Below are 22461 nucleotides of genomic sequence, written 5' to 3'. Positions count from 1 at the left end.
GAAAGACATACGATGAAACCCGTTCTGCAAGTCTTCGCCTTCGCCGCCCTGTTTGCTGTCCTCAGTGCGTCCGCGCACGCCCAGGAGATCAAGGCCGGCGACCTCGTCATCACGCAGCCCTGGAGCCGGGCAACGCCCGGTGGCGCGAAGATTGCGGGCGGCTTCCTCACGATCGAGAACAAGGGGGCGGCGCCGGACCGGCTGATCGGCGGCTCCGGCGATATCGCCGGCAAGGTCGAAATTCACGAGATGGCGATGAACAATGGCGTCATGACCATGCGCCCGCTCGACAAGGGTTTGGCGATCGAGCCAGGCAAGACCGTCAAGCTGGCGCCGGGCGGCTACCACCTGATGCTGATGGATTTGAAGAATCCGCTCAAGCAGGGCGATATGGTGCCGCTTACGCTGGAGTTCGAAAAAGCCGGCAAGGTTACGCTGTCGCTCAACGTGCAGGGCGTCGGCGCGCAGGCGCCATCGGGGCACGATCATTCCGGCAAGAAGTAGGGGGCGGCCGATGTCGAAAGGTGCATTTGTTGTCATCGCTCTTGCCGCGCTCGTGGTCTCGCCCGCAAGCGCTCACGTCACCCTCGAAAAACGCCAGGCGCCGGTGGGCTCGTACTACAAGGCGGTGTTCGCCGTGCCGCACGGCTGCGCGGGATCGCCGACCGTCAAGCTGCGGGTGCAAATCCCGGAAGGTGTGATCGGCATCAAGCCGATGCCCAAGCCGGGCTGGACCCTCGATATGGTCAAGGGCAAATACGCGACCGAGTATGAGCTTCACGGCAGCAAATTATCCGAAGGCGTCAAGGAAGTGGTGTGGAGCGGCGGCAAGCTCGCCGACGACAATTTCGATGAATTCGTCTTCTCCAGCTATCTTACGGCGGGCCTGAAGCCGGATACCACGCTGTATTTTCCGGTGGTGCAGGAATGCGAGCAGGGGGTCAGCCGCTGGATCGATATTCCCTCAGAAGGCCATGGACATGATAGCAAGACGCCGGCACCGGGCCTCAAGCTGATCGCGAAGCCGTAAAGCCATCCCGATGGCGCGCGCGCTCGCTGGCCTTGCCGCGCTAATGTCGGCGCTTTGCATTGCCAGCGCCGCGTGGGCCCATGCGACGCTTGTTTCTTCGGAGCCGGCCGACGGCAGCGTGCTGGCACAACCGCCGAAGATGGTGCAGTTGCATTTCAACGAGAGCATCGCCCCGGCCGTGATCGGTGTCATCGATGCCGCCGGCAAGGCGCGCGACGTCGCCACGCGCGCGGTCGGGCAATCCGTGCTGATCGTTTTGCCTGACGACCTGCCGCAGGGCACGCAGATCGTCAGCTATCGCGTGGTCTCGCAGGACGGTCATCCCGTGGCGGGATCGATGGTGTTTTCAATCGGCGCCGTGACCGGGGCCGCGCCGCCTGTGAAGACAGGTCCACTGGCGGTGTTGATCTGGCTGGCGCGGATCGGGGTTTATCTCGGCCTGTTCGTGGGCGTCGGCGGTGCGTTCTTCGCGGCCTGGATCGGGCAGGGCCCGGGCGGATCGACGGTCAGTCGCGGTGCGCTTGCCGTCGGTCTCGCCAGCGCGGTGGCCTCGCTCGGCCTGCAAGGTCTCGATCTCCTCAATCTTCCCCTCGGCGGCATCGTCACGTCAGCGCCGTGGACGAGCGCGCTTGCTACCTCCCTCGGGCCGTCGCTGTTGATTGCGATCGTGGTGATGGCCATCGCCTGGTACGCGTGGAAAAGCCCGGGCATCCTGATGGCCTGGGTGTTGACCACGCTCAGCATGGCGGGCGTCGGACTATCGCTGGCGACCAGCGGGCATGCCGCGACGGCCTCGCCGCAATGGCTGACGCGGCCGTCGCTGTTCTTGCACGGCGTCGCCGTGGCCTACTGGATCGGGGCGCTGGCGCCGCTGGCGGCCATGGCGCATCGTCGCAATGACGACCTGCCGCGCGTACTCAAGCAGTTTTCAGGCCTGGCGGTGCCGCTGGTCGGGCTGCTGGTGCTGAGCGGACTGGTGCTGTCGGTCATCCAGCTTGGCAGCCTGCGCGCGCTGATCGAGACCCAATACGGCATCCTTCTCTCGATCAAGCTTTCGCTGGTGACCCTGTTGCTCGGGCTTGCGGCGCTGAACCGGTTTGTCTGCACGCCCGCGGTCGTTGCGGATCATGAGAACACCCGGCCCTTGTTGGGTGCGATCGTGCTGGAATGCGTTCTCGTCGTTGGCATCCTTGCCGTCGTCGCCGGCTGGCGCTTCACGCCGCCGCCGCGCGCCGCGATTGATCCCGCTGCCGCGCCGCTTTCGGTACATATCCACACGGATGCAGCGATGTTCCAGGTGCTGGTTTCGCCGGGCAAGGTCGGCGCCAACGATTTTGTGCTGCAGTTGATGACGGGAGACGCAGCCCTGCTGCCAGCCAAAGAGGCGACGCTGATCCTGAGTTTGCCGGAGCGCGGCATCGAGCCGATGGAGCGTCGCGCGGTGCTCGGGCCGGACGGCTATTGGCACGTGCGCGGCGTGGCGCTGCCGCTGCCCGGCCGCTGGCGGATGCAGATCGACGCGCTGGTGAGCGACTTCCAGAAGATCACATTGCAAGACGAACTGCAGGTGCGATGACGCGCTTTCCATAATTTGTAGGATGGGTAGAGCGAAGCGAAACCCATCATCTTCGCCAGGCGACCAGAGTCGATGGGTATCGCTGCGCTCTACCCATCCTACGGACTACCAAGCGGCAATTGGACGGTCATCGGAGGCCGGTCCGCAGCCAGTGGCGTCGGGAGACGAACGGAGCTAAAATCCGGAGTGTGCGCGGCGCCGATGTTGTGCACCGTCCTCCGGGATGGAGGACATGCGCCGCGCGGAGGGCGAGGAGAATTATCCTTGGCTCGCGAACATCTCATGCGACGTCTCGTTGCCGTTTTTGCGGCCGATGTTGCTGGTTATGGCCGATTGACCGGTGCAGACGAAGAAGGAACACATGTAAGGCTCAGGCAGCATTTGCAGGAGTTGTTTACCCCGAACATTGCTGCTCATTTTGGGTCCGTTGTCAAAAATACCGGTGACGGGCTTTTAGCGGAATTCGACAGCGTCGTGGATGCGGTACGGTGCGCGGTCGATATTCAGCGTGGCATGACCGAACGTAATGCGACCGTATCACCAGATGATCGCATCGAATTCAGAATCGGCATCAATGTCGGCGATATCATCAAGGATGGCGGCGATATTTTTGGCGACGCAGTCAATGTAGCGGTACGTCTCGAGGCTATCGCCGAGCCTGGAGGTATTTGTCTCTCCGATGATGCTCATCGATATGTGCTAGACAAGCTCGATATCGCCTTTGATGATGGCGGCGAACAAAGGCTAAAGAACATCGAACGGCCAGTCCGCGTGTTCACGGTTAGAGAGCGTGGCATCGCGGCAAGCGAAAGATCCTGGTTGGTTCCGCCTGACAAGCCTTCCATTGCCGTACTGCCGTTCGAGAACATGAGCGGTGACCCGGAACAGGAATATTTCGCCGACGGGATGGTGGAGGAAATCACCACCGCACTGTCCCGCTTCAAGACGCTGTTCGTCATCGCTCGCAACTCGAGCTTTACGTACAAGGGGCGCGCGGTCGACGTAAAGCAGGTGGGACGTGAGCTCGGGGTGCGCTACGTATTGGAAGGGAGCGTTCGCAAGGCGGCAAGCCGCGTGCGCATCACGGGAGAACTCGTTGATACCGCTACCGGAGCCCAACTTTGGGCAGACCGGTTTGAAGGCGGGCTCGACGACATTTTCGATCTGCAGGACAAGGTAACTCAGAGCGTTGTAGGCGCAATTGCGCCGGAGCTGCAGCAAGCCGAGATCGAACGCGCAAGGCGCAAACTGACTGAAAGTCTCGATGCCTATGATCTCTTCCTTCGAGGCATGGCGCGAGAGGTGTCCAATCTGGCGGGGGGCCTTGAACAACCGACAAGCGAGGGCGCGAGCGAGGCGTTGAAGCTGTTTTATGGCGTTATCAAGCTCGACCCCGGCTTCGCTTCGGCTTATGGCATGGCCGCCTTGTGTTATGCACAACGCAAGGCATTTGGCTGGATCAGCGACCGGGAGCAAGAGGTAGCGGAGGCAGAAAGGCTCGCTCGCAAGGCAATACAGGTAGGTAAAGACGATGCGGTGGCACTCGCAACGGGGGGCTATGTACTCGCGTTTGTCGTTCACGACCTTGAATCAGGAGCTGCCGCCGTCGAGCGCGCGCTCATGCTCAATCCGAATTTTGCGGCGGCGTGGCTCTTCCTTGGGTGGATAAAGGTTTGGCAAGGCGAGCCCGACGTAGCCATCGAGCGTCTTGAGCGCGCTGTGCGGCTGAGCCCTCTCGGTCGTGGTATCGCAGGAATGCAAGCGGCAGTCGCAACGGCTCACTTCTTCGCCGGTCGTCATGATGACGCTTCGGCATGGGCTGGAAAACTGCTGCGGGAATATCCTGCCTCTCATCCAGGGCTGCGCATCGCCGCCGCAAGCAATGCGGCCGCCGGTAGGACTTTGGAAGCTATGAAGGCTGTAGCACGATTACGGCAGCTTGACCCGGCGTTGCGGGTGTCCAATTTCGGGAATGTGCTGGGCCCATATTCGCCACAAGCTCGTTCGAAATACGAGGAGGCGATGCGTCAGGCGGGTCTGGAGTGAGCGACTGACCGCTGCTATTGCCAATCGCAAGATCCTTCTGGACGGTGCGTAGCGATCACGAGTCCGAAAACGGCCCCAAATCCGCATTTCTGGAGGCTTTTTCGCAGTTCCCGGCCTTGTATTTTCGCACCCGATCCGGTTTCACTGCACCTCTTCCGGTATCCCACTGATTCCTTGAGTTGTCCCATGCGGTTGTCGCGGTTTTTTCTACCCATCCTGAAAGAGAATCCGAAAGAGGCGGAGATCGTCTCGCATCGGCTGATGCTGCGCGCCGGCATGATGCGGCAGGAAGCGGCCGGCATCTACGCCTGGCTGCCGCTGGGCTTTCGGGTGTTGAAGAAGATCGAGCAGATCGTTCGCGAGGAACAGGACCGCGCCGGTGCGCTGGAGCTGTTGATGCCGACGCTGCAGCTCGCCGATCTCTGGCGCGAGAGCGGCCGCTACGACGCCTATGGTCCGGAGATGCTGCGCATCGCCGACCGCCACAAGCGCGAATTGCTGTACGGGCCGACCAACGAGGAAATGATCACCGAGATTTTTCGGGCCTATGTCAAATCCTACAAGAGCCTGCCGCTCAATCTCTATCACATCCAGTGGAAGTTCCGCGATGAGCAGCGCCCGCGTTTCGGCGTGATGCGCGGCCGCGAATTCCTGATGAAGGATGCTTACTCCTTCGACATCGACGAGGCGGCGGCGCGCCGCTCCTATAACCGGATGTTTGTTGCGTACTTGCGCACCTTCGCGCGGATGGGATTGAAGGCGATCCCGATGCGCGCCGAGACCGGCCCGATCGGTGGCGATCTCAGCCATGAATTCATCGTGCTGGCGGAAACCGGCGAGTCCGGCGTGTTCTGCAACAGCGACGTGCTCAATCTGCCGATCCCGCCCGACGACGTCGACTATGACGGCGATCTCACCGACATCATCAAGCAATGGACGTCGGTCTATGCCGCGACCGAGGACGTCCACGATGCCGAGCGTTACGAACGCGAAGTGCCTGCCGACAAGCGCGTCAACACGCGCGGCATCGAGGTCGGCCAGATCTTCTATTTCGGCACCAAATATTCCGACGCGATGAAGGCGCTGGTCGCCGGCGCCGATGGCGTCGACGTGCCGATCCATGGCGGTTCCTACGGCGTCGGCGTCTCGCGCCTGGTCGGCGCCATCATCGAGGCCTGCCATGACGATGCCGGCATCAAATGGCCGGAAGCGGTGGCGCCGTTCACCGCCGTCATCTTGAATTTGAAGCAGGGCGACGCGGCCGTCGATGGCGCCTGCGAGCAGCTTTATCGCGAGCTTCAGGCCAAGGATGTCGACGTGCTCTATGACGATACCGACCAGCGCGCCGGCGCGAAATTCGCGGCCGCCGACCTGATCGGTATCCCCTGGCAGATTCTGGTTGGGCCGAAGGGCCTCGCCGAGGGCAAGCTCGAGATCAAGCGGCGCAGCGACGGTTCGCGCGAGAATCTCAGCCCGGCGGAAGTGGTGGCAAAGATAGCGGGATAAGATATCCACCGCGCTTGTAATGTTGGCCAATAAGGCCACATTTGGCCCGAATCGTGGGATTATCGAGTAATGGATGAGACCATGAACGAGACAGTCCGAACCCCGCCTTTTGCGCCCTTCGAATGGCTGTTGTCCGGACGTTACCTGCGCGCGCGTCGCAAGGAAGGCTTCATTTCGGTCATCGCCGGCTTTTCGTTCCTCGGCATCATGCTCGGCGTCGCCACGCTGATCATCGTGATGGCCGTGATGAACGGTTTTCGCAAGGAACTCCTGGACAAGATCCTCGGGCTGAACGGGCATTTGCTGGTGCAGCCGCTGGAATCGCCGCTGACCGACTGGAAGGACGTCGCCGAGCGCATCAGCCAGGTCGACGGCATCCGCCTTGCCGCGCCGGTCGTGGACGGCCAGGCGCTGGCATCCTCGGCCTTCAACGCCGCCGGCGTGCTGGTGCGCGGCATGCGGTCTGCGGACCTGAACAACCTCACCTCGATCGCCAAGAACATCAAACAGGGAACGATGGAAGGTTTTGACGAGGGGCAGGGCGTCATCATCGGACGCCGGCTCGCCGATCAATTGTCGCTGCATGCCGGCGACACCATCACGCTGGTCGCGCCCAAGGGCGCGGTGACCCCGATGGGAACCACGCCGCGCATAAAACCCTACAAGGTGGCGGCCGTGTTCGAGATCGGCATGTCGGAATATGACGCCAGCTTCGTGTTCATGCCGCTGCCGGAGTCGCAGGCCTATTTCAACCGCAAGGACGACGTGACCGCGATCGAGGTGTTCACCACCAATCCCGATCGGATCGACGCGTTCCGCAAGGCCGTCACGGAGGCGGCAGGAAGGCCGGTATTCCTGGTCGACTGGCGGCAGCGCAACTCGACCTTCTTCAATGCGCTGCAGGTCGAGCGCAATGTGATGTTTTTGATCCTGACCATGATCGTGCTGGTTGCCGCGCTCAACATCGTCTCCGGCCTGATCATGCTGGTCAAGGACAAGGGCCAGGACATCGCGATCCTGCGCACCATGGGCGCCTCGCAGGGCTCGATCATGCGGATATTCCTGATCACGGGCGCTGCGATCGGCGTGGTCGGCACACTGACCGGCTTCTTCGTCGGCATGCTGATCTGCCTGAACATCGAATCGATCCGGCAGTTCCTGTCCTGGATGACCAACACCGAACTGTTCTCGCCGGAACTCTACTTCCTGTCCCGGCTGCCGGCCGAGGTCGATTTCGGGGAGACCACCGCGGTCGTCATCATGGCGCTGACGCTGTCGTTCCTGGCGACGCTCTATCCGTCCTGGCGCGCCGCGCGCCTCGATCCCGTCGACGCGCTCCGATACGAGTGAGGACGAGATGGCCGAGGAGGCGGAAGACGTACCGGTTATCTATCTCCACGAGATAAAACGTGAGTACAGGCAAGGCGAGGCGACGCTGACCATTCTCGACGGCGCCAAGCTCGCGCTGTGGGCGGGACAGTCGGTGGCGCTGGTGGCGCCGTCGGGTTCGGGCAAGTCGACATTGCTGCATATCGCAGGCCTGCTCGAGAGCCCCGATGAGGGCGAGGTCTATGTCGCGGGCACGCCGACCTCGCAATTATCAGACACTGACCGCACCCAGATCCGGCGCTCCGACATCGGCTTCGTCTATCAGCAGCACCGGCTGCTGCCGGAATTCACCGCGCTCGAAAACGTCATGCTGCCGCAGATGATCCGCGGCCTCAAACGATCCGAGACCATCAAGCGCTCTGAGGAGATTCTGGCCTATCTCGGCCTCGGCGACCGCATCACGCACCGGCCGGCAGAGCTATCCGGCGGCGAACAGCAGCGCGTCGCCATCGCGCGTGCGGTGGCCAATGCGCCGCGGGCGCTGCTGGCGGACGAGCCGACCGGAAACCTCGATCCGCACACCGCCGATCACGTGTTCAATGCGCTGATGCAACTGGTGAAGGCGACGCAGGTCGCGATGCTGATCGCCACCCACAACATGGAACTGGCCGGCCGGATGGACCGGCGGGTGTCGCTGGTCGACGGCCGGGTCGTCGAATTGGAGTAGCGGCGTTCAGTAAACGCCGCGCTTGCGCACCGGCCGGTCCTGATAGGCCGCATAGGGATTGACCACGCATTGCGCCGAACGTCCGGAGGCAGACTGATTGCACTGCGGGATCGATGTGTAGCGGCACTCATAGTAGGTAACCGGGCCGTAGACATGCAGGCAGACCGGATAGTCGGGACTGTAGGTCTGGGCTCGCGCCGGCGCTGATGCGAAGACCATTCCAATCGCCAAAATTGCCAAAGCCGGGACGCGCATCAAAATCTCCTTCGGGATTGGCGGCTGCGACCGGTCTGCATGTCCGCGATAGGTCGATGCTCAGTAGCCGCTGCGGTGCCGTTTATGGCGGCGTGCCGGCGGTTCTTGAGACGCATATGCGTAATAGGGATTGATCACGCATTGCGCCGAGCGGCCCGACGCCGACATGTTGCATTGAGGCAGGGAGGTATAGGTACATTCGTAATAACTGATCCTGCCATAGACATGCAGGCAAACCGGATAGTCGGGATCGTAAGTCTGTGCCTGCGCCGGTACCGCTGCCGAGGCGGTTGCGATTGCCAAAATCGCCAAAGCCGGAATGCGCATCAGAATCTCCTTCGGGATTGGCGGCTGCGATCGGGCTGCATTTCCGCCCTGGCGTTGAAATAGGGATTTGCAGCGCAATAAGCATCTCGCCCGGAGGCGGTCGCCTGACACTGCGCCAGCGACGAAAAACTGCAATCGCCGGCACCGCCGCCGAAATCGCAGCCCTTGATGCAATAGGGAAGCTCGCCCGCCGCCGCCGGCATCGCAACCGTCACCGATACGGCAAAGGCCGCCGTTAGCGCCAGCAATGCCCTTTGCATGCATCCTCCGCCGCAGCCCTTGGAAATCTCTGGTTGCTAACCTGACGACCTACCTGGGGACGCGTCAAATCACGTTCGCGCGTTGAATGTCCGTCAACGGCGCGAGCATGGAGCGTAATTTGCTCTCGGTGGGCGGGTCAGTACCTGCCGTTGCCGGGGGCGGGCGGCAGCGCGCGGCCGCGCAGCGGGCGGTACGCGGAGGGCGGCGGTTCGCTCTCGCTGATATAATAGGGATTGGCGATGCACTGGAGAAAACGTCCCGAGGCGGTCGCCTGGCACTGCTCGTAACTTGTGAACGTGCAGTAGCTCAGCCCCGGGTACTCGTCTCCCTGAAGGCAGAACGGATATCGGGTGCCGACGGCTTCGGCGGGCGCGGCGCCGAGTGCGGCCAATCCACTCGCGGCCAGCACGGCTAGAATCGCTTTACGCATTTTCGAATCTCCTCATCGCGGTTCCGCGCTTTGCAGGTTCCATTTCCATCAACACAAGCCGCACCCGCGCAATCCCGTCAAGCCATTCTACATTGCGGTACCGCCGCAAAGCTGAATGTGAATTTTCTGCGGCAGGTTCCAGTGCAATGTTTCGAAAAACGCCTGCAGCACAACATTAACTTACGTTCATACTGCGGCTGTTTGATGTGCGTTGTTGCCCTGGGGTTACAGCAATTCGAACGAACGATGCTATGAGCATGTCACGGCCTTGGGGGCTGTCAAAATGGAACGGGAATTAAAAGAATGAAGAAGGTTTTGCTTGTTACGGCCAGTCTGATCGCGCTCGGCGCGGCTGCGCCGGCTGTTGCTGCGGATCTCGCTGCGCGTCCTTACACCAAGGCGCCTCCGATGGTCGCCGCTGTGTATGACTGGACCGGTTTCTATATCGGTGCGAACGGCGGCTGGGGTTCGAGCCGCAACTCTTGGGATTCGGTTGCGCCGTTCCTGGTTGGCCCCGAGGGCTCCCATGACGCGACCGGCGGCACGGTTGGTGGCCAGGTCGGCTATCGCTGGCAGGCTGGCACCTGGGTGTTCGGCCTTGAAGCACAGGGCAACTGGGCCGACTTCTCCGGCAGCAACACGAGCCTGGCGTTCCCCGGTTTCCGCAACCACTCGAAGATCGATGCGTTCGGCCTGTTCACCGGTCAGGTTGGTTATGCCGTCAACAACGTCCTGCTGTACGTCAAGGGCGGTGCCGCTGTGACCTCGGATAGCTACCGCATCAACACCGTTGGCGGTGCGCTCGCTGGCGTCACCGGCGACGACACCCGTTGGGGTGGCACGGTCGGTGTTGGCCTCGAATACGCCTTCGCTCCGAACTGGTCGGTTGGCGTCGAGTACGACCATCTGTTCATGCAGGACCGCACCTACAACTTCACCACCCCGGGCGGTCTTGCCTTCGGCGCCGACCGCATCCGTCAGGACGTCGATCTCGTCACCGCCCGCATCAACTACCGCTTCGGCGGCCCGGTCATCGCGAAGTACTGATTCGCGCAAGACTGGCGAAACAGAGAAGCCCCGGGGCAATTGCCCCGGGGCTTTTTGTTGTGGCGATCGGCCCCGATTAACGATCGCGAATTGTCCGCAAAAAGGGCTGTCTTGCAGCCCTTGGGCAGCGGGTCTGCTTGATTATTGCAGAGTTCCGGGGCTGGAAAACGGGCGGTTCCGGGCGCATATCTTGGGAATGGCGACAATTGTTCAATGCAATTGCGGCGCCGAGTATAGACGCACTGAAGAGAAGTTCTTGGTACCGCACACGGGTGATGCGATCTGCGCAGTCTGCGGTGCTGCGCTCGAATCGTGGTTGGAGTCCGACCACGTTCCCTCATACGAACTTATTGAACGTCCACAGACAGAAAGTCGGCAGGACAAGCCGCCCGAAAAGCCCTAGCGGCCCAACCAGCTCGCCATCGCGATGCTGGAGCAGTTGAGCTAGCGAACTCCAAGCCGGAATATCAATTCGTCGTCCCCAATACGCAATCGGAAGGGCACTCCGTTGGTGTCATGTGGCGTGACGCGTAGTGGGTCAGTTTGATTGCGGCAGCCCAACGCGCTGGAAAATGGGCGATGACAGGCGCATATTCTGGCGATGGAAGCATTTATCAAAATCGCCCTGCTTGCCGCCCTGGTGATTCTGACATTTGGCGTTATTCCGGATCGGCGGAGAGGCGCAGTCATTGCCGTTGGGACATGCGTGGTGGCGGCTTTAGTCCTTCATTTCGTCGCGCCGTGAGTTTTGCCGCTAGGTCGCAAGACAGGTCGAGAATTAACCACAGGCGTCATTCTTCAAACTGCCCCACTACCGGCCCTTGACTCCCAGAACAAAAAAGGAACAATGTTCCTCATATGTTCTCATATCGTAGGGAGTCGGACGATGTTGCGGATGTTTGTGGAAGAAGCGGCGGCGCTGGCGTCGATTACGCTGTTTGTCGCGATGATTGCGGTCTGGGCGCAGGTGATTCCGCAGCTTTGATGCGAGACGGGAAACCTGATCCAGGCCGTTCAGCGGACGGGTTGGGGAAAAGCCGGATGGCGGGCGCGCATCGCGCGTTCCGCGTGGACTCGGCAAGGCCAAGGCATCACCATTGCGGTGGCGAGTCGGTGCGCATGCGCGGCCGATGATCGCTCCCCATCACGATGCAAGAGCCCGTTAAGCGACCATGTCCAGTGCCGGATTCGTTCATCTCCACGTTCATTCGGCATATTCGCTGCTGAAGGGCTCGATCAAGATCGCCAAGCTCGGCGAACTGGCGAAGGCCGACCGCCAGCCCGCGCTGGCGCTGACCGACACCGACAACATGTTCGGGGCACTGGAATTCTCCGACAAGATGGCGGGCTACGGCATCCAACCGATCGTCGGCTGCGAACTCGCCGTCGATTTCGGCGACCAGGACCCGAACGCGCGCAATGCGCTGGCCTCAGCACCGTCGCGAATCGTATTGCTGGCGGCGCGGGAGCGCGGCTACCGCAGCCTGATGCGGCTGAACTCGCGGGCGTTTCTGGAAACGCCGGTGCATCAACCTCCGCATATCAAGCTCGAATGGCTGGAAGACGATGCCGAGGATTTGATCGCGCTGACCGGCGGCCCCGACGGCCCGATCTCGCTGGCGCTGCATGCCGATCACTTGGCGCTCGCGGCAGGGCGTTGCGACCGGCTGGCTAGCCTATTCGGCGATCGCCTCTATGTCGAATTGCAGCGCCACGGCATCGACAAGGAGCGCCGCGTCGAGGCCGGCCTGATCGATCTCGCCTATGCCAAGGGCCTGCCGCTGGTCGCGACCAACGAGCCATATTTCGCGTCGAATGACGATTATGAGGCGCACGACGCGCTGTTGTGCATCGCCGGTGGCAAGCTGATCGCCGAGACCGACCGCGAGCAGCTCACGCCCGATCACCGCTTCAAGACCCGCGCCGAGATGGCGGTGCTGTTTGCCGACATTCCGGAAGCGCTGGCCTCCACGGTCGAAATCGCGGAGCGCTGTTCGTTTCGTCCGAAGACGCGAAAGCCGATCCTGCCGCGTTTCACGGTCGGCGCCGGCTCAGGCTCGGACGCGGAAGCAGAGGAGGCCGCGGAGCTGAAGCGCCAGGCCGGAGAGGGGCTCGCACGGCGCCTGCAGGTCCACGGCCTGTCGCCCGGCACCACTGAAGAGGAATACCAAAAGCGTCTCGCCTTCGAGATCGACGTGATCAACCGCATGAACTACGCGGGCTACTTCCTGATCGTCTCGGACTTCATCAAATGGGCCAAGGCCCACGACATTCCGGTCGGTCCCGGCCGCGGCTCCGGCGCCGGTTCGCTGGTCGCCTATTCGTTGACCATCACCGATCTCGATCCGATCCGCTTTGGCCTGCTGTTCGAGCGCTTCCTCAATCCCGAACGCGTGTCGATGCCGGACTTCGACATCGACTTCTGCCAGGACCGCCGCGGCGAAGTGATCGACTATGTGCAGGAGCGCTATGGCCGCGATCAGGTGGCGCAGATCATCACCTTCGGCACCCTTCAGGCGAGGGGCGTGCTGCGCGACGTCGGCCGCGTGCTGCAGATGCCGTACGGCCAGGTCGACAAACTGACAAAACTGGTGCCGCAAAACCCGGCCGCACCCGTGACGCTAGCGCAGGCGATCGAGAGCGAACCGAAGCTGCAGGCGTTCCGCGACGAGGACCCGGTGGTGGCGCGCGCCTTCGACATCGCCCAGCGCCTCGAAGGCCTCACACGGCACGCTTCGACCCACGCCGCCGGCATCGTGATCGGTGATCGCCCGTTGAGCGAACTGGTGCCGCTCTACCGCGATCCCAAATCCGACATGCCGGTGACCCAGTTCAACATGAAATGGGTCGAACCGGCGGGGCTGGTGAAGTTCGACTTCCTCGGCCTTAAGACGCTGACCGTGCTCGACGTCGCGGTGAAGCTGCTGAAGCAGCGCAACATCCAGGTCGATCTGGCGACGCTGCCGATCGACGATGCGCCGAGTTACCAGATGCTGGCGCGAGGCGACGTGGTCGGCGTGTTCCAGGTGGAAAGCCAGGGCATGCGACGGGCGCTGATCGACATGCGCCCCGACCGCTTCGAGGACATCATTGCACTGGTGGCGCTGTATCGCCCGGGCCCGATGGCGAACATCCCGACCTATTGCGCGCGCAAGCACGGCGACGAGGAGCCGGAATATCTGCATCCGGTGCTGGAGCCCATCCTCAAAGAGACCTTCGGCGTCATCATCTACCAGGAACAGGTGATGCAGATCGCGCAGGTGATGTCGGGCTATTCGCTCGGCGACGCCGACCTGCTGCGCCGCGCGATGGGCAAGAAGATCCGCGCCGAGATGGAAAAGCAGCGCGCGGTCTTCGTCGCTGGCGCGGTCAAGAACGGCGTGCCGAAGGGGCAGGCCGATACGATCTTCGAACTGCTCGCCAAATTCGCCGACTACGGCTTCAACAAGAGCCATGCCGCAGCCTATGCGCTGGTGTCCTACCACACCGCCTACATGAAGGCGCATTATCCGGTGGAGTTTTTGGCGGCGTCGATGACGCTCGAACTCAACAACACCGACAAGCTCTCGGAATTTCGCGCCGAGGCGCAGCGGCTCGGCATCAAGGTCGAGGCGCCGAACATCAACCGATCGGGCGCCACCTTCGAGGTCGGCGAGAACACGATCTACTATGCGCTGGCCGCGCTCAAGGGCGTCGGCCCGCAGGCGGTGGAGTTGATCGTGGAGGAGCGGCGCAAGGGTGCTTTCACGTCGCTCGCGGACTTCGCCGCGCGGGTCAATCCGCGCGCCATCAACAAGCGCGTGATCGAAAGCCTGGCCGCGGCCGGCGCTTTCGACACGCTCGAATCCAACCGCGCCCGCGTTTTTGCCGGCGCCGATGCCATTCTCGCTGCCTGCCAGCGCAGCCACGAAGCCGCAACGATCGGTCAGAACGACATGTTCGGCAACGCTGCCGATGCGCCGACCATCATGCTGCCGCAGATCGAACCCTGGCTTCCGGCCGAAAAACTCCGCCGCGAATACGACGCTGTCGGCTTCTTCCTGTCGGGCCATCCGCTCGACGATTACGCGACCGTGCTGAAGCGGCTTCGCGTGCAGTCCTGGGCGGAATTCTCCCGCGCCGTCAAAACCGGCGCGACCGCGGGCAAGGTCGCGGCGACCGTGGTGTCGCGCATGGAGCGCCGCACCAAGACCGGCAACAAGATGGGCATCATGGGGCTATCCGACCCGACCGGCCATTTCGAGGCGGTGCTGTTTTCGGAAGGCCTTGCGCAATACCGCGACGTGCTGGAGCCGGGGGCTGCCGTGCTGTTGCAGCTCGGCGCCGAACTGCAGGGCGAGGACGTACGCGCGCGGGTGCTGCATGCCGAGCCGCTGGATGACGCCGCGGCGAAAACCCAAAAAGGCCTGCGGATTTTCGTTCGCGACACCAAGCCGCTGGATTCGATCGCGCGACGGCTCAACATGCCCGAAGCCGCCGCTCCGAACGGGCTGACGAAGGGCGCGCCGGCAAAACCTGCGCCCGCGCCGTCGGGCGGCGCCGATGGCGACGTCTCGCTCGTCATCATGCTCGACCTCCAGACCGAGGTGGAGATGAAGCTGCCGGGGCGCTTCAAGGTCTCGCCGCAGATCGCAGGCGCGATCAAGGCGGTTGCGGGCGTGGTGGACGTGCAGACGCTATAATCAGCGCCTGGGCATGGCGCATGCCTACATCTTCGCGAACCATGCAAAGAATTCGCCATTGGCGTCGGCGACTTGGACGCCGCAAGCCGCAAAGGCAGGAAAATTGCAATGTGCGAAAAATGTTCATTAGATCAGCTTCATCCGACAGCGCCCTCGCGGCGTTCCCTGGTTCTCTTCGCGGCCTCAGCACTTGGGCTGATGCTCGCCGACACAGCTAGCGCCAAGGATACGAAGGCTCCTCCCAAGCCGCAGAACTTGTTGTCGCCGGATGCCGCCCTCAAGAAATTGATGGAAGGAAATGCGCGCTATGTTGACGGCACATCGCGGCGCCACGACTTCAAGCATGAGAGGGAGGCATTGGCCGGAGGTCAGAACCCTTACGCGGCCATCCTGAGCTGTGCGGATTCGCGCATCGCGCCCGAATATGCCTTCGATAGCGGGCGTGGTGACTTGTTCGTCTGCCGCGTGGCCGGCAATTTCGCTAACGACGATACGGTTGCAAGCATGGAATATGCCGTCGCCGTGCTTGGCGCGCCGATGATCCTCGTCCTTGGTCACGACAGTTGCGGTGCCGTCGACGCGACGATCAAATCCCTGAAGGACGACAAGCCGCCGCCGGGACACATTCCGTCTCTGGTGGCTGCGATTGCACCCGCGGTGAAGGCGTCGGCACAGCAGAGCGGAAATGCGCTCGACAACGCCATTCGGCAGAACGTGATCGATAACGTCGCCAAGCTGAAATCGGCCGCGCCGATCCTCAACGCCGCCGTCGAGCAGAACAAGCTCAAAGTGGTCGGCGGCATCTACCGGCTTGCAACCGGCAAGGTCGAGTTGTTGAGTTGATCTGCGGCTGGATAGGGCGCGGCGCGCGCCGCCGCGCCCAGCCGGCGGCGAGAACGACGCTCGCCGACCTGCAATTGACGGATTAGGCCTCATCTCAGACCAGCAGCGGCTCGGAAAGTTCGAGTAGCCACGCCGTCCTGCTCACGCCGCCGCAGGAACGAACACGCGCAGGCGATGGCCGTCGGGATCGGCCGCGACGAAGGTCGCACCGAAATCCATCTGCACGGGGTCTTGCAAGATGTTCAGCCCGCGCTTCTTCCAGTCGGCGAAGGTTGCCTCGACCGCGGCGGCATTTTCGACCGTGAACGCGACTTCACTGGCGCCTGCCTGCGCGGCGGCAGCGGGCTCCACGGTCTTGCGCGACCACAGTCCCAGCATCACGCCCTCGGTCAGCGGCAGCATCGCAAAGGTCGGCGAGGTCTCGACGATGGGGCGGCCGAGCAAGTCGGCATAAAAGCCGGCGCTCGCCGGCGGGTTCTCGACATAGAGCAGGACGAAGCTGAAATTCGGCATTGGCAGGTTCCCTGTTTTGAACATCGCTGCGAAGCCGCTTTGCGGCGTCCAGCTCGATCTCAGCCTTAGGGGATGACCCTGCCAAAAACTGTCAGTAGTGAGATCGGCTCAGTGTTCGGGGATTCCTTCGGCCGCACGCCAATCCTTCAGCAGGGCCTGTCGGCGGCGCGGATAGCGCTTGTCGAGGGCTTGCACCTTGCCGATGCGGTCGGTGCGGAAATGCCGAAAGCCCTCGCGGAGCTCGCACCACGCCACGACGATCCGCACGCGGTCGAAAAAGCCCAGCGCGAACGGCCAGACCGTGCGCCTGGAGCTGCGTCCATTACCGTCGAGATAGCCGATCCGCAATTTGCGCTCGGTCCGGATCGCCTGGCGAATGACCGGCAGTTCGGCATCACCGGCGGCGATCGCTTGTCCCGGCCCGATCAGAAGGCCGGACGTATCGAGACCATCCTTCAGGTCCGGCGGAAGCACGGCAGATATCTTGGCCAATGCGCTGCGCGCGGCGCCGCTCAAGGCCGCGTCCGTGCGGTCCGCCACCCAGCGCGAGCCGAGCACGATCGCCTCGATTTCGTCTTCCGAGAACATCAGCGGCGGCAGCATGAATCCCGGACGCAGCACGTAGCCGACGCCCGGTTCGCCATCGATCTGCGCGCCCTGACCGTTGAGCGTTTCGATGTCGCGGTACGGCGTGCGCAGCGAAATCCCAAGCGCCTCGGCCAGCACCGCGCCGCTGACCGGGCGTCGATAGCCACGCAAAAGCTGAATGAGATCGAGCAGGCGCTGCGCGCGCGACATTAATCCGCCCCGTTATCAAGCCGGACGAGGTTACCATGGCCTGCTGCCAGGTTATGTCAGCATCATCAACATGATTCCGGAACGCGAACGCTTCTAGCTTCAACCGCGCTGTGCGCGGTTGCCCATGCCGCCGCACACCGACGCAGATGCGCGAACTTCAAGAAGTTGTCATTGCTTTTTTGCGATGCCGACCTGCCGGATCCGTCGTATAATCGAGCCACGGGGGAACTGTTCTGCATCACGTGAATACCACCTGAAATCGCAGCAACGGAGGTCCGCCATGAAAGTCAAGGACGCGATGCACAAGGGCGTCGACTGGGTCAGCCCCGACACCCCCATCACCGAAATCGCCAAGCTGATGCGAGCGCACGATATCGGCTGCATTCCAATCGGAGAGGACGACAAGCTGGTCGGGATGGTGACCGATCGCGACATCGTCTGCAAAGGGCTTGCCGGCAACGGCTTCGATGCCAGCCGCGCCAAGGCACGCGATGTAATGACCGATGGGATCCATTGCTGCCGCGAGGACGATGACCTTGCCAAGGCGGTGCATCACATGGAGACGCTGAAGGTCCGCAGGTTGCCGGTGATCAACAAGAGCAAACGCATGGTCGGCATGATCAGCCTGGGCGACATCGGCCATTCTACATCAGGTGATTTGGTGTCCGGCTACGTGAAGAGCGTTGCGGCCCATCACTGAAGCGGCGGCCTGTTGCGGTCGAATCGTGCCAGTCGGCTCACGCCGGTTCGACCGCGAACAGGCGCGGGGCGCTTTACCTGACGTGTAGCGACCGCAGCGGCGCAGTCGGCCGACCGAGCGGCCTCAATCGTGCGTGCTGAAGTGGCCGCGCCAGGCCTTCGCCGTCAGTCGCGCGAATTGCGGGCCCTCCAGGCGGATCAGCGTGGCGTGATCGCCGCCTTCCAGGTAGACGTGACGCCGTGCATCGATGCTGTTGTCGACGATGACATCCAGCCCGTAGCACTCGCCGAGCGGCGGTACGGCCCCGCGCTCGCAATCCTCGAACAGCCGTTCGATTTCGTCCTCGCTCGCCAGGTCGACCTTGTGGCCGAGCTGACTTTTCAGGGCCGACAGATGCAGGTGATGGGAGGCGGGAAGGACAGCCATCATGTAGCCGCCGTCGCGGCGCAGCACGACGGCCTTGGCCAGCGCCTCGCCCGGGACATGGCAAGCCTCGGCCGTGCGCGTCGATGACATCGTGGGGGCATGGGGGATCAGGTCGTAGGTGACGCTCTGATCCAGGTATTTCTGCAGGGTCGGGGAAACGGTCATGGCGATTTCCTCCATTGCATGGGCAATTCGCACACCGGGAGGAACTCGCGCAGTCGCCTCACGATGCAGGCGAACACGATCTTGACGCAACGATACGCCCGCCAAACAGCCGCGACAATGGAATTTCAGTGCCGGAACCGGACGGAGCGAGGCGCTATGCCTTGCTGAGAGCGCAATTATTCAAGAAATGTTCACTTTAACACGCGCTCCATACAGCGGGGGCGACGACAGGGTGGAATCCCATGCGGGTAGCAAGAAGTTTGTCGATCTTCTCGGCGTGTCTCGTCGCGATATCGGGGCTGGCGGGACATTTGAACACCGCCGCCGCGCAGCAGCCGGAAAAGCGCATTGCGCTGGTGGTCGGCAATGGCGCCTATGCGAAATCGCCGCTTGCAACCGCGGCCAACGATGCCGGCCTGATCGCGCAGACCTTGCAGGCGGCCGGCTTCGACGTGATCGGCGCGCGCGATCTCGATGGCGACACGCTGCGCAAGAGTTTTCGCGATTTCATCCAGAAAGCCGAAAGCTCGGGGCCGGACACGGTCGCGATGGTGTATCTGGCCGGTTACGGGCTGCAGCTGGCGGGCGAGAACTATTTCGTGCCGGTCGATTCCGCGATCAACCGCGATACCGACGTGCCGATCGAGGCGCTACGGACCGGTGACTACATCCGCCAACTCGCCTCGCTGCCGCTGAAGGCCGGAATCGTCGTGCTGGACGCGGCGCGGCAGCAGCCTTTCGTCAACGGGCAGATCGCCAGCGGCCTCGCCTTGGTCGAGGCGGACCCGCATATGCTGATCGCATTCAACGCGGCGCCCGGAACGGTCGCACCGGCCGAGCAGGGACCGTACGGCGCCTACGCGCAGTCGCTGGCCGAGATGATCCGGACCGGCGGATTGCCGCTGCCGGAGGTCTTCAATCGCGTGCGGCTTCGCGTCAACGAGGCAAGCAAGGGCGCGCAGGTGCCCTGGGACAGCCAGAAGGTCGATGCGGCCTTCACATTCTTCGAGCGCGCACCGGATGCGCCGGCAGCTACGCCGCCGGACCAGGTCGCCGCCATCCGCAACAAGCCGATCCGCGAGCTTGGTGTGCAAGATGCCTATGCCGCGGCGCTGGAGCGCGACACGCTGCCGGCCTATGAGGATTTTCTCGGCGCCTATCCCGACGATCCCATGGCGAAGCGGGTGAGGGCGATCGCGGCAGCGCGGCGCGAAGCAATCACGTGGCGCCGCACCTACCGCGCCGACACGCCGAACGCCTATTGGTCGTATCTGCAACGCTATCCGCGCGGGCCGCATGCCGCCGACGCGCGCCGCCGCCTTGCCATTCTCACCGCGTCGCTGGAGCCGCCGCCGTCGTTTGACGTCATCGACTACGACGTGCCGCCGCCGCCGCCGGAAGAGTTCATCTATGTCGACCGACCGGTGCTGGCCTTCGGAGATCCAGATCTCGATTTTGTCCCGCCGCCACCCGCGCCGGTCTACTATCTGCCGCCGCCGCCGGACGATTTCGTGATATTGGAGCCGCCGCCGCCGCCGATCGGGCTGTTCATCCTGCCGCAACCGATCTTTGTGCCGATCCCGGTCTATGTGCGGGCTCCGCGCTATGTGGCGCCGCCGCCAAACAACATCATCTTTGCCAACATCCACAACCGGGCCGTCATCAACAACGTCATCAACAGGCCGCCGCAGCCGACGTCGCCCTCGGATCGACTTGGTGCCGGACGCCCCGGTGCTCCGGCCGCGCCGGGGCAACGTGGCGCCACGCCGACACTGCCGCCTGCGGTCGCCCAAAGGGCGACGCTGATCCAGCAAGGCAAGGCGCCAGTACCGCCGAGTGCTGCGATCAATCCTGCTGTGAGGACTGGTTTGCCTGGCGCTGGGCCGGCCGGAAGGCCGAATGTGACGCAGCCGGTCAATGCACCGGGCGCGCTGCCGTCGAACCAGACTTTGCCGAGGACCAACGCACTCCCCGTTCCAGGCGCCAGGGGTGCGCCGCCCGCGCCGCCGAGCGCCGCGGTATCGCCAGGCACCGTCAATCCGAACGCCAGGCTTGCACCGGACGCGAAGCCACCGGGGGGAGCGGCTCCCACGGCACCCGGCGCGGCTACCGGCTCCAGGCCCGCCATCGGGGCCACAGCTCCGGCGGGCCCGCGGGTCGTGGCGCCGCCACCCAGCGCCGCTGCGCCGAAGCCGTCCGCTGCGATTGCGCCGAAACCTCAATTGCAGCCTGAACTTCGGCGCGCGCCGCCGCCGGCCGCGGTACATGCGGCAAGGCCCCCACCGCCGGCGGCCCGGGTCGCTCCGCCATCCCCACCGCCGAGGATGGCCGCGCCGCCGCCGAGGATGGCCGCCCCGTCGCCGCCACCGAGGATGGCTGCACCACCTCCGCCCCGGATGGCTGCTCCGCCGCCCCGGATGGCCGCGCCTCCGCCACGCCCGGCGCCGGCGGCGGTCGCCAGGAAGTGCCCGCCGGGTGCCCGGTGCTGATTGTTAACGGGCCAGATCCCCCGGGATCTGGCCCCGACGGGCCTCAATCGCAGGGCTGGAAGGCCGAAAATCCGGCCGTATTTCCTTGCTTCTGGCTGGAATCCGGCTATACAGCGCGCCATCTCACACGGAAACATGGCTCAAAAGGCCGTCCGGTGGCAGCCGGGCCATAAGGCTCGTTTGCTCACACGTTTCCGGAGGAACCAACCGGAGAATCATCACTATGTCGCTACCCGATTTTTCTATGCGTCAGCTGCTTGAAGCTGGCGTGCACTTTGGCCACCAATCGCACCGCTGGAATCCGAAAATGGCGGAGTTCATTTTCGGTGCCCGCAACAACATCCACATCATCGATCTCGCCCAGACCGTGCCGATGCTGCATCGCGCGCTGCAGGCGGTATCCGACACCGTCGCCAAGGGCGGCCGCATTCTGTTCGTCGGCACCAAGCGCCAGGCGCAGGACGGTGTCGCTGAGGCTGCCAAGCGTTCGGCGCAGTATTTCGTCAATTCGCGCTGGCTCGGCGGCACGCTGACCAACTGGAAGACGATCTCGGGCTCGATCAAGCGCCTGCGCCATCTCGATGAGGTGCTGTCGGGGGGCGAAGCCAACTCCTACACCAAGAAGGAGCGGCTGACGCTGCAGCGCGAGCGGGACAAGCTCGACCGTTCGCTCGGCGGCATCAAGGACATGGGCGGTCTTCCCGACATGATCTTCGTGATCGACACCAACAAGGAAGACATCGCGATCCAGGAAGCGCAGCGGCTCAACATTCCAGTTGCCGCGATCGTCGATACCAACTCCGACCCCAAGGGCATCACCTTTGTGGTGCCGGGCAATGACGACGCCGGCCGCGCCATTTCGCTGTATTGCGACCTGATTGCCCGTGCTGCCATCGACGGCATCTCGCGCGCCCAGGGCGACCACGGCATCGACATCGGCGCCTCCGCTCAGCCGGCCCGCGAAGAGATTCCGGCAGCGCCCCAGCCGACCGGCTTCCAGGGTCTGGCCGGTCCGCGCGGCACCGCCGACAATCTCAAGAAGCTCACCGGCGTATCGGGTGCGATCGAGAAGAAGCTCAACGACCTCGGCATCTTCCACTACTGGCAGCTCGCCGAGCTCGACCACGACACCGCGCACAAGATCGGCGAAGAGGTTGGTCTTCCGAGCCGCGCCGATGCCTGGGTTGCCCAGGCCAAGACGCTGACCGCGGAAGCGGAATAATTGGTATGCCGCGTGGCCGGGTCTTCCGGCCACCGGTTCTGCTCCCCAGATTACGCATTCCCTGAAGCTGACGGCGGCACGGCGCAAAG

Annotated in this window: 20 protein-coding genes; 13 read left to right on the top strand and 7 right to left on the bottom strand. The window is 63.2% G+C overall.

Features of this window, described 5'->3' with window-relative positions; genetic code table 11:
- Positions 1–12: 12 nt before the first annotated feature.
- The 7 genes from V1283_RS18950 (at position 13) to V1283_RS18920 (ending at position 8214) form a co-directional block, all read left to right on the top strand.
- Positions 13–504, top strand: a complete 492-nt coding sequence (locus V1283_RS18950; protein WP_334387966.1) for a copper chaperone PCu(A)C — start codon at positions 13–15, stop codon at positions 502–504.
- A 10-nt stretch (positions 505–514) separates the two neighbouring features.
- A complete protein-coding gene (locus V1283_RS18945) occupies positions 515–1030 on the top strand; it encodes a YcnI family copper-binding membrane protein (protein WP_334387965.1) in 516 nt (171 codons plus the stop codon).
- A 10-nt stretch (positions 1031–1040) separates the two neighbouring features.
- On the top strand, positions 1041–2606 hold the full coding sequence (locus V1283_RS18940; RefSeq protein WP_334387964.1) for a copper resistance CopC/CopD family protein: 1566 nt from the start codon (positions 1041–1043) through the stop codon (positions 2604–2606).
- Between the two features lie 264 nt (positions 2607–2870).
- Complete coding sequence (locus tag V1283_RS18935) at positions 2871–4652, top strand: adenylate/guanylate cyclase domain-containing protein (RefSeq protein WP_334387963.1); 1782 nt, start codon at positions 2871–2873, stop codon at positions 4650–4652.
- Between the two features lie 186 nt (positions 4653–4838).
- Positions 4839–6158: a proline--tRNA ligase gene (gene proS / locus V1283_RS18930; protein WP_334387962.1), complete on the top strand. Its 1320-nt coding sequence runs from the start codon at positions 4839–4841 to the stop codon at positions 6156–6158.
- A 69-nt stretch (positions 6159–6227) separates the two neighbouring features.
- Positions 6228–7508, top strand: coding sequence for a lipoprotein-releasing ABC transporter permease subunit (locus tag V1283_RS18925; protein ID WP_334387961.1), 1281 nt, complete (start codon positions 6228–6230; stop codon positions 7506–7508).
- Between the two features lie 7 nt (positions 7509–7515).
- A complete protein-coding gene (locus tag V1283_RS18920; protein WP_334387960.1) occupies positions 7516–8214 on the top strand; it encodes an ABC transporter ATP-binding protein in 699 nt (232 codons plus the stop codon).
- 6 nt (positions 8215–8220) lie between these two features.
- Here V1283_RS18920 and V1283_RS18915 read toward each other — a convergent pair whose 3' ends face one another.
- From V1283_RS18915 to V1283_RS18900, 4 genes are all read right to left on the bottom strand, one after another.
- Positions 8221–8469: a DUF3551 domain-containing protein gene (locus V1283_RS18915; RefSeq protein WP_334387959.1), complete on the bottom strand. Its 249-nt coding sequence runs from the start codon at positions 8467–8469 to the stop codon at positions 8221–8223.
- A 60-nt stretch (positions 8470–8529) separates the two neighbouring features.
- Positions 8530–8796: a DUF3551 domain-containing protein gene (locus V1283_RS18910; protein WP_334387958.1), complete on the bottom strand. Its 267-nt coding sequence runs from the start codon at positions 8794–8796 to the stop codon at positions 8530–8532.
- On the bottom strand, positions 8796–9056 hold the full coding sequence (locus V1283_RS18905; protein WP_334387957.1) for a DUF3551 domain-containing protein: 261 nt from the start codon (positions 9054–9056) through the stop codon (positions 8796–8798). Before V1283_RS18905 ends, V1283_RS18910 begins: the two co-directional genes overlap by 1 nt.
- Before the next feature lie 137 nt (positions 9057–9193).
- The gene (locus V1283_RS18900; RefSeq protein ID WP_334387956.1) at positions 9194–9487 is read right to left on the bottom strand and encodes a DUF3551 domain-containing protein; all 294 of its coding nucleotides are present in this window, start codon (positions 9485–9487) and stop codon (positions 9194–9196) included.
- A 303-nt stretch (positions 9488–9790) separates the two neighbouring features.
- Here V1283_RS18900 and V1283_RS18895 point away from each other — a divergent pair, with 303 nt between their 5' ends.
- The 3 genes from V1283_RS18895 (at position 9791) to V1283_RS18885 (ending at position 16059) form a co-directional block, all read left to right on the top strand.
- On the top strand, positions 9791–10534 hold the full coding sequence (locus tag V1283_RS18895) for an outer membrane protein (RefSeq protein WP_334387955.1): 744 nt from the start codon (positions 9791–9793) through the stop codon (positions 10532–10534).
- A 1172-nt stretch (positions 10535–11706) separates the two neighbouring features.
- Positions 11707–15216: a DNA polymerase III subunit alpha gene (gene dnaE, locus V1283_RS18890; RefSeq protein ID WP_334387954.1), complete on the top strand. Its 3510-nt coding sequence runs from the start codon at positions 11707–11709 to the stop codon at positions 15214–15216.
- Positions 15217–15324: 108 nt separating this feature from the next.
- Positions 15325–16059 (top strand): carbonic anhydrase, encoded by a 735-nt coding sequence (locus V1283_RS18885; RefSeq protein WP_334387953.1) that lies wholly within the window; start codon positions 15325–15327, stop codon positions 16057–16059.
- A 141-nt stretch (positions 16060–16200) separates the two neighbouring features.
- Here the strand turns inward: V1283_RS18885 and V1283_RS18880 are convergent, their stop codons facing one another.
- Both V1283_RS18880 and V1283_RS18875 read right to left on the bottom strand, forming a co-directional pair.
- A complete protein-coding gene (locus tag V1283_RS18880) occupies positions 16201–16572 on the bottom strand; it encodes a VOC family protein (protein ID WP_334387952.1) in 372 nt (123 codons plus the stop codon).
- Positions 16573–16680: 108 nt separating this feature from the next.
- Positions 16681–17370 (bottom strand): helix-turn-helix transcriptional regulator, encoded by a 690-nt coding sequence (locus V1283_RS18875; protein ID WP_334387951.1) that lies wholly within the window; start codon positions 17368–17370, stop codon positions 16681–16683.
- A 280-nt stretch (positions 17371–17650) separates the two neighbouring features.
- On the opposite strand from V1283_RS18875, the gene V1283_RS18870 reads away from it, so the two are divergent.
- A complete protein-coding gene (locus V1283_RS18870; protein ID WP_334387950.1) occupies positions 17651–18070 on the top strand; it encodes a CBS domain-containing protein in 420 nt (139 codons plus the stop codon).
- A 123-nt stretch (positions 18071–18193) separates the two neighbouring features.
- On the opposite strand, the gene V1283_RS18865 is transcribed toward V1283_RS18870, so the two are convergent.
- Complete coding sequence (locus V1283_RS18865) at positions 18194–18661, bottom strand: aminoacyl-tRNA deacylase (protein WP_334387949.1); 468 nt, start codon at positions 18659–18661, stop codon at positions 18194–18196.
- A 242-nt stretch (positions 18662–18903) separates the two neighbouring features.
- On the opposite strand from V1283_RS18865, the gene V1283_RS18860 reads away from it, so the two are divergent.
- Positions 18904–21150 carry a caspase family protein gene (locus V1283_RS18860; protein ID WP_334387948.1) on the top strand — a complete coding sequence of 749 codons (2247 nt, stop codon included), beginning with the start codon at positions 18904–18906 and terminating at the stop codon, positions 21148–21150.
- A 223-nt stretch (positions 21151–21373) separates the two neighbouring features.
- Positions 21374–22372 (top strand): 30S ribosomal protein S2, encoded by a 999-nt coding sequence (locus V1283_RS18855; protein WP_334387947.1) that lies wholly within the window; start codon positions 21374–21376, stop codon positions 22370–22372.
- Positions 22373–22461: the final 89 nt, after the last annotated feature.

This window comes from Bradyrhizobium sp. AZCC 2262, from assembly GCF_036924535.1.
Classification (GTDB): domain Bacteria; phylum Pseudomonadota; class Alphaproteobacteria; order Rhizobiales; family Xanthobacteraceae; genus Bradyrhizobium.
The sequence above is the reverse complement of the archived record's forward strand: the minus strand, read 5'-3'. Positions and strand labels throughout refer to the sequence as shown.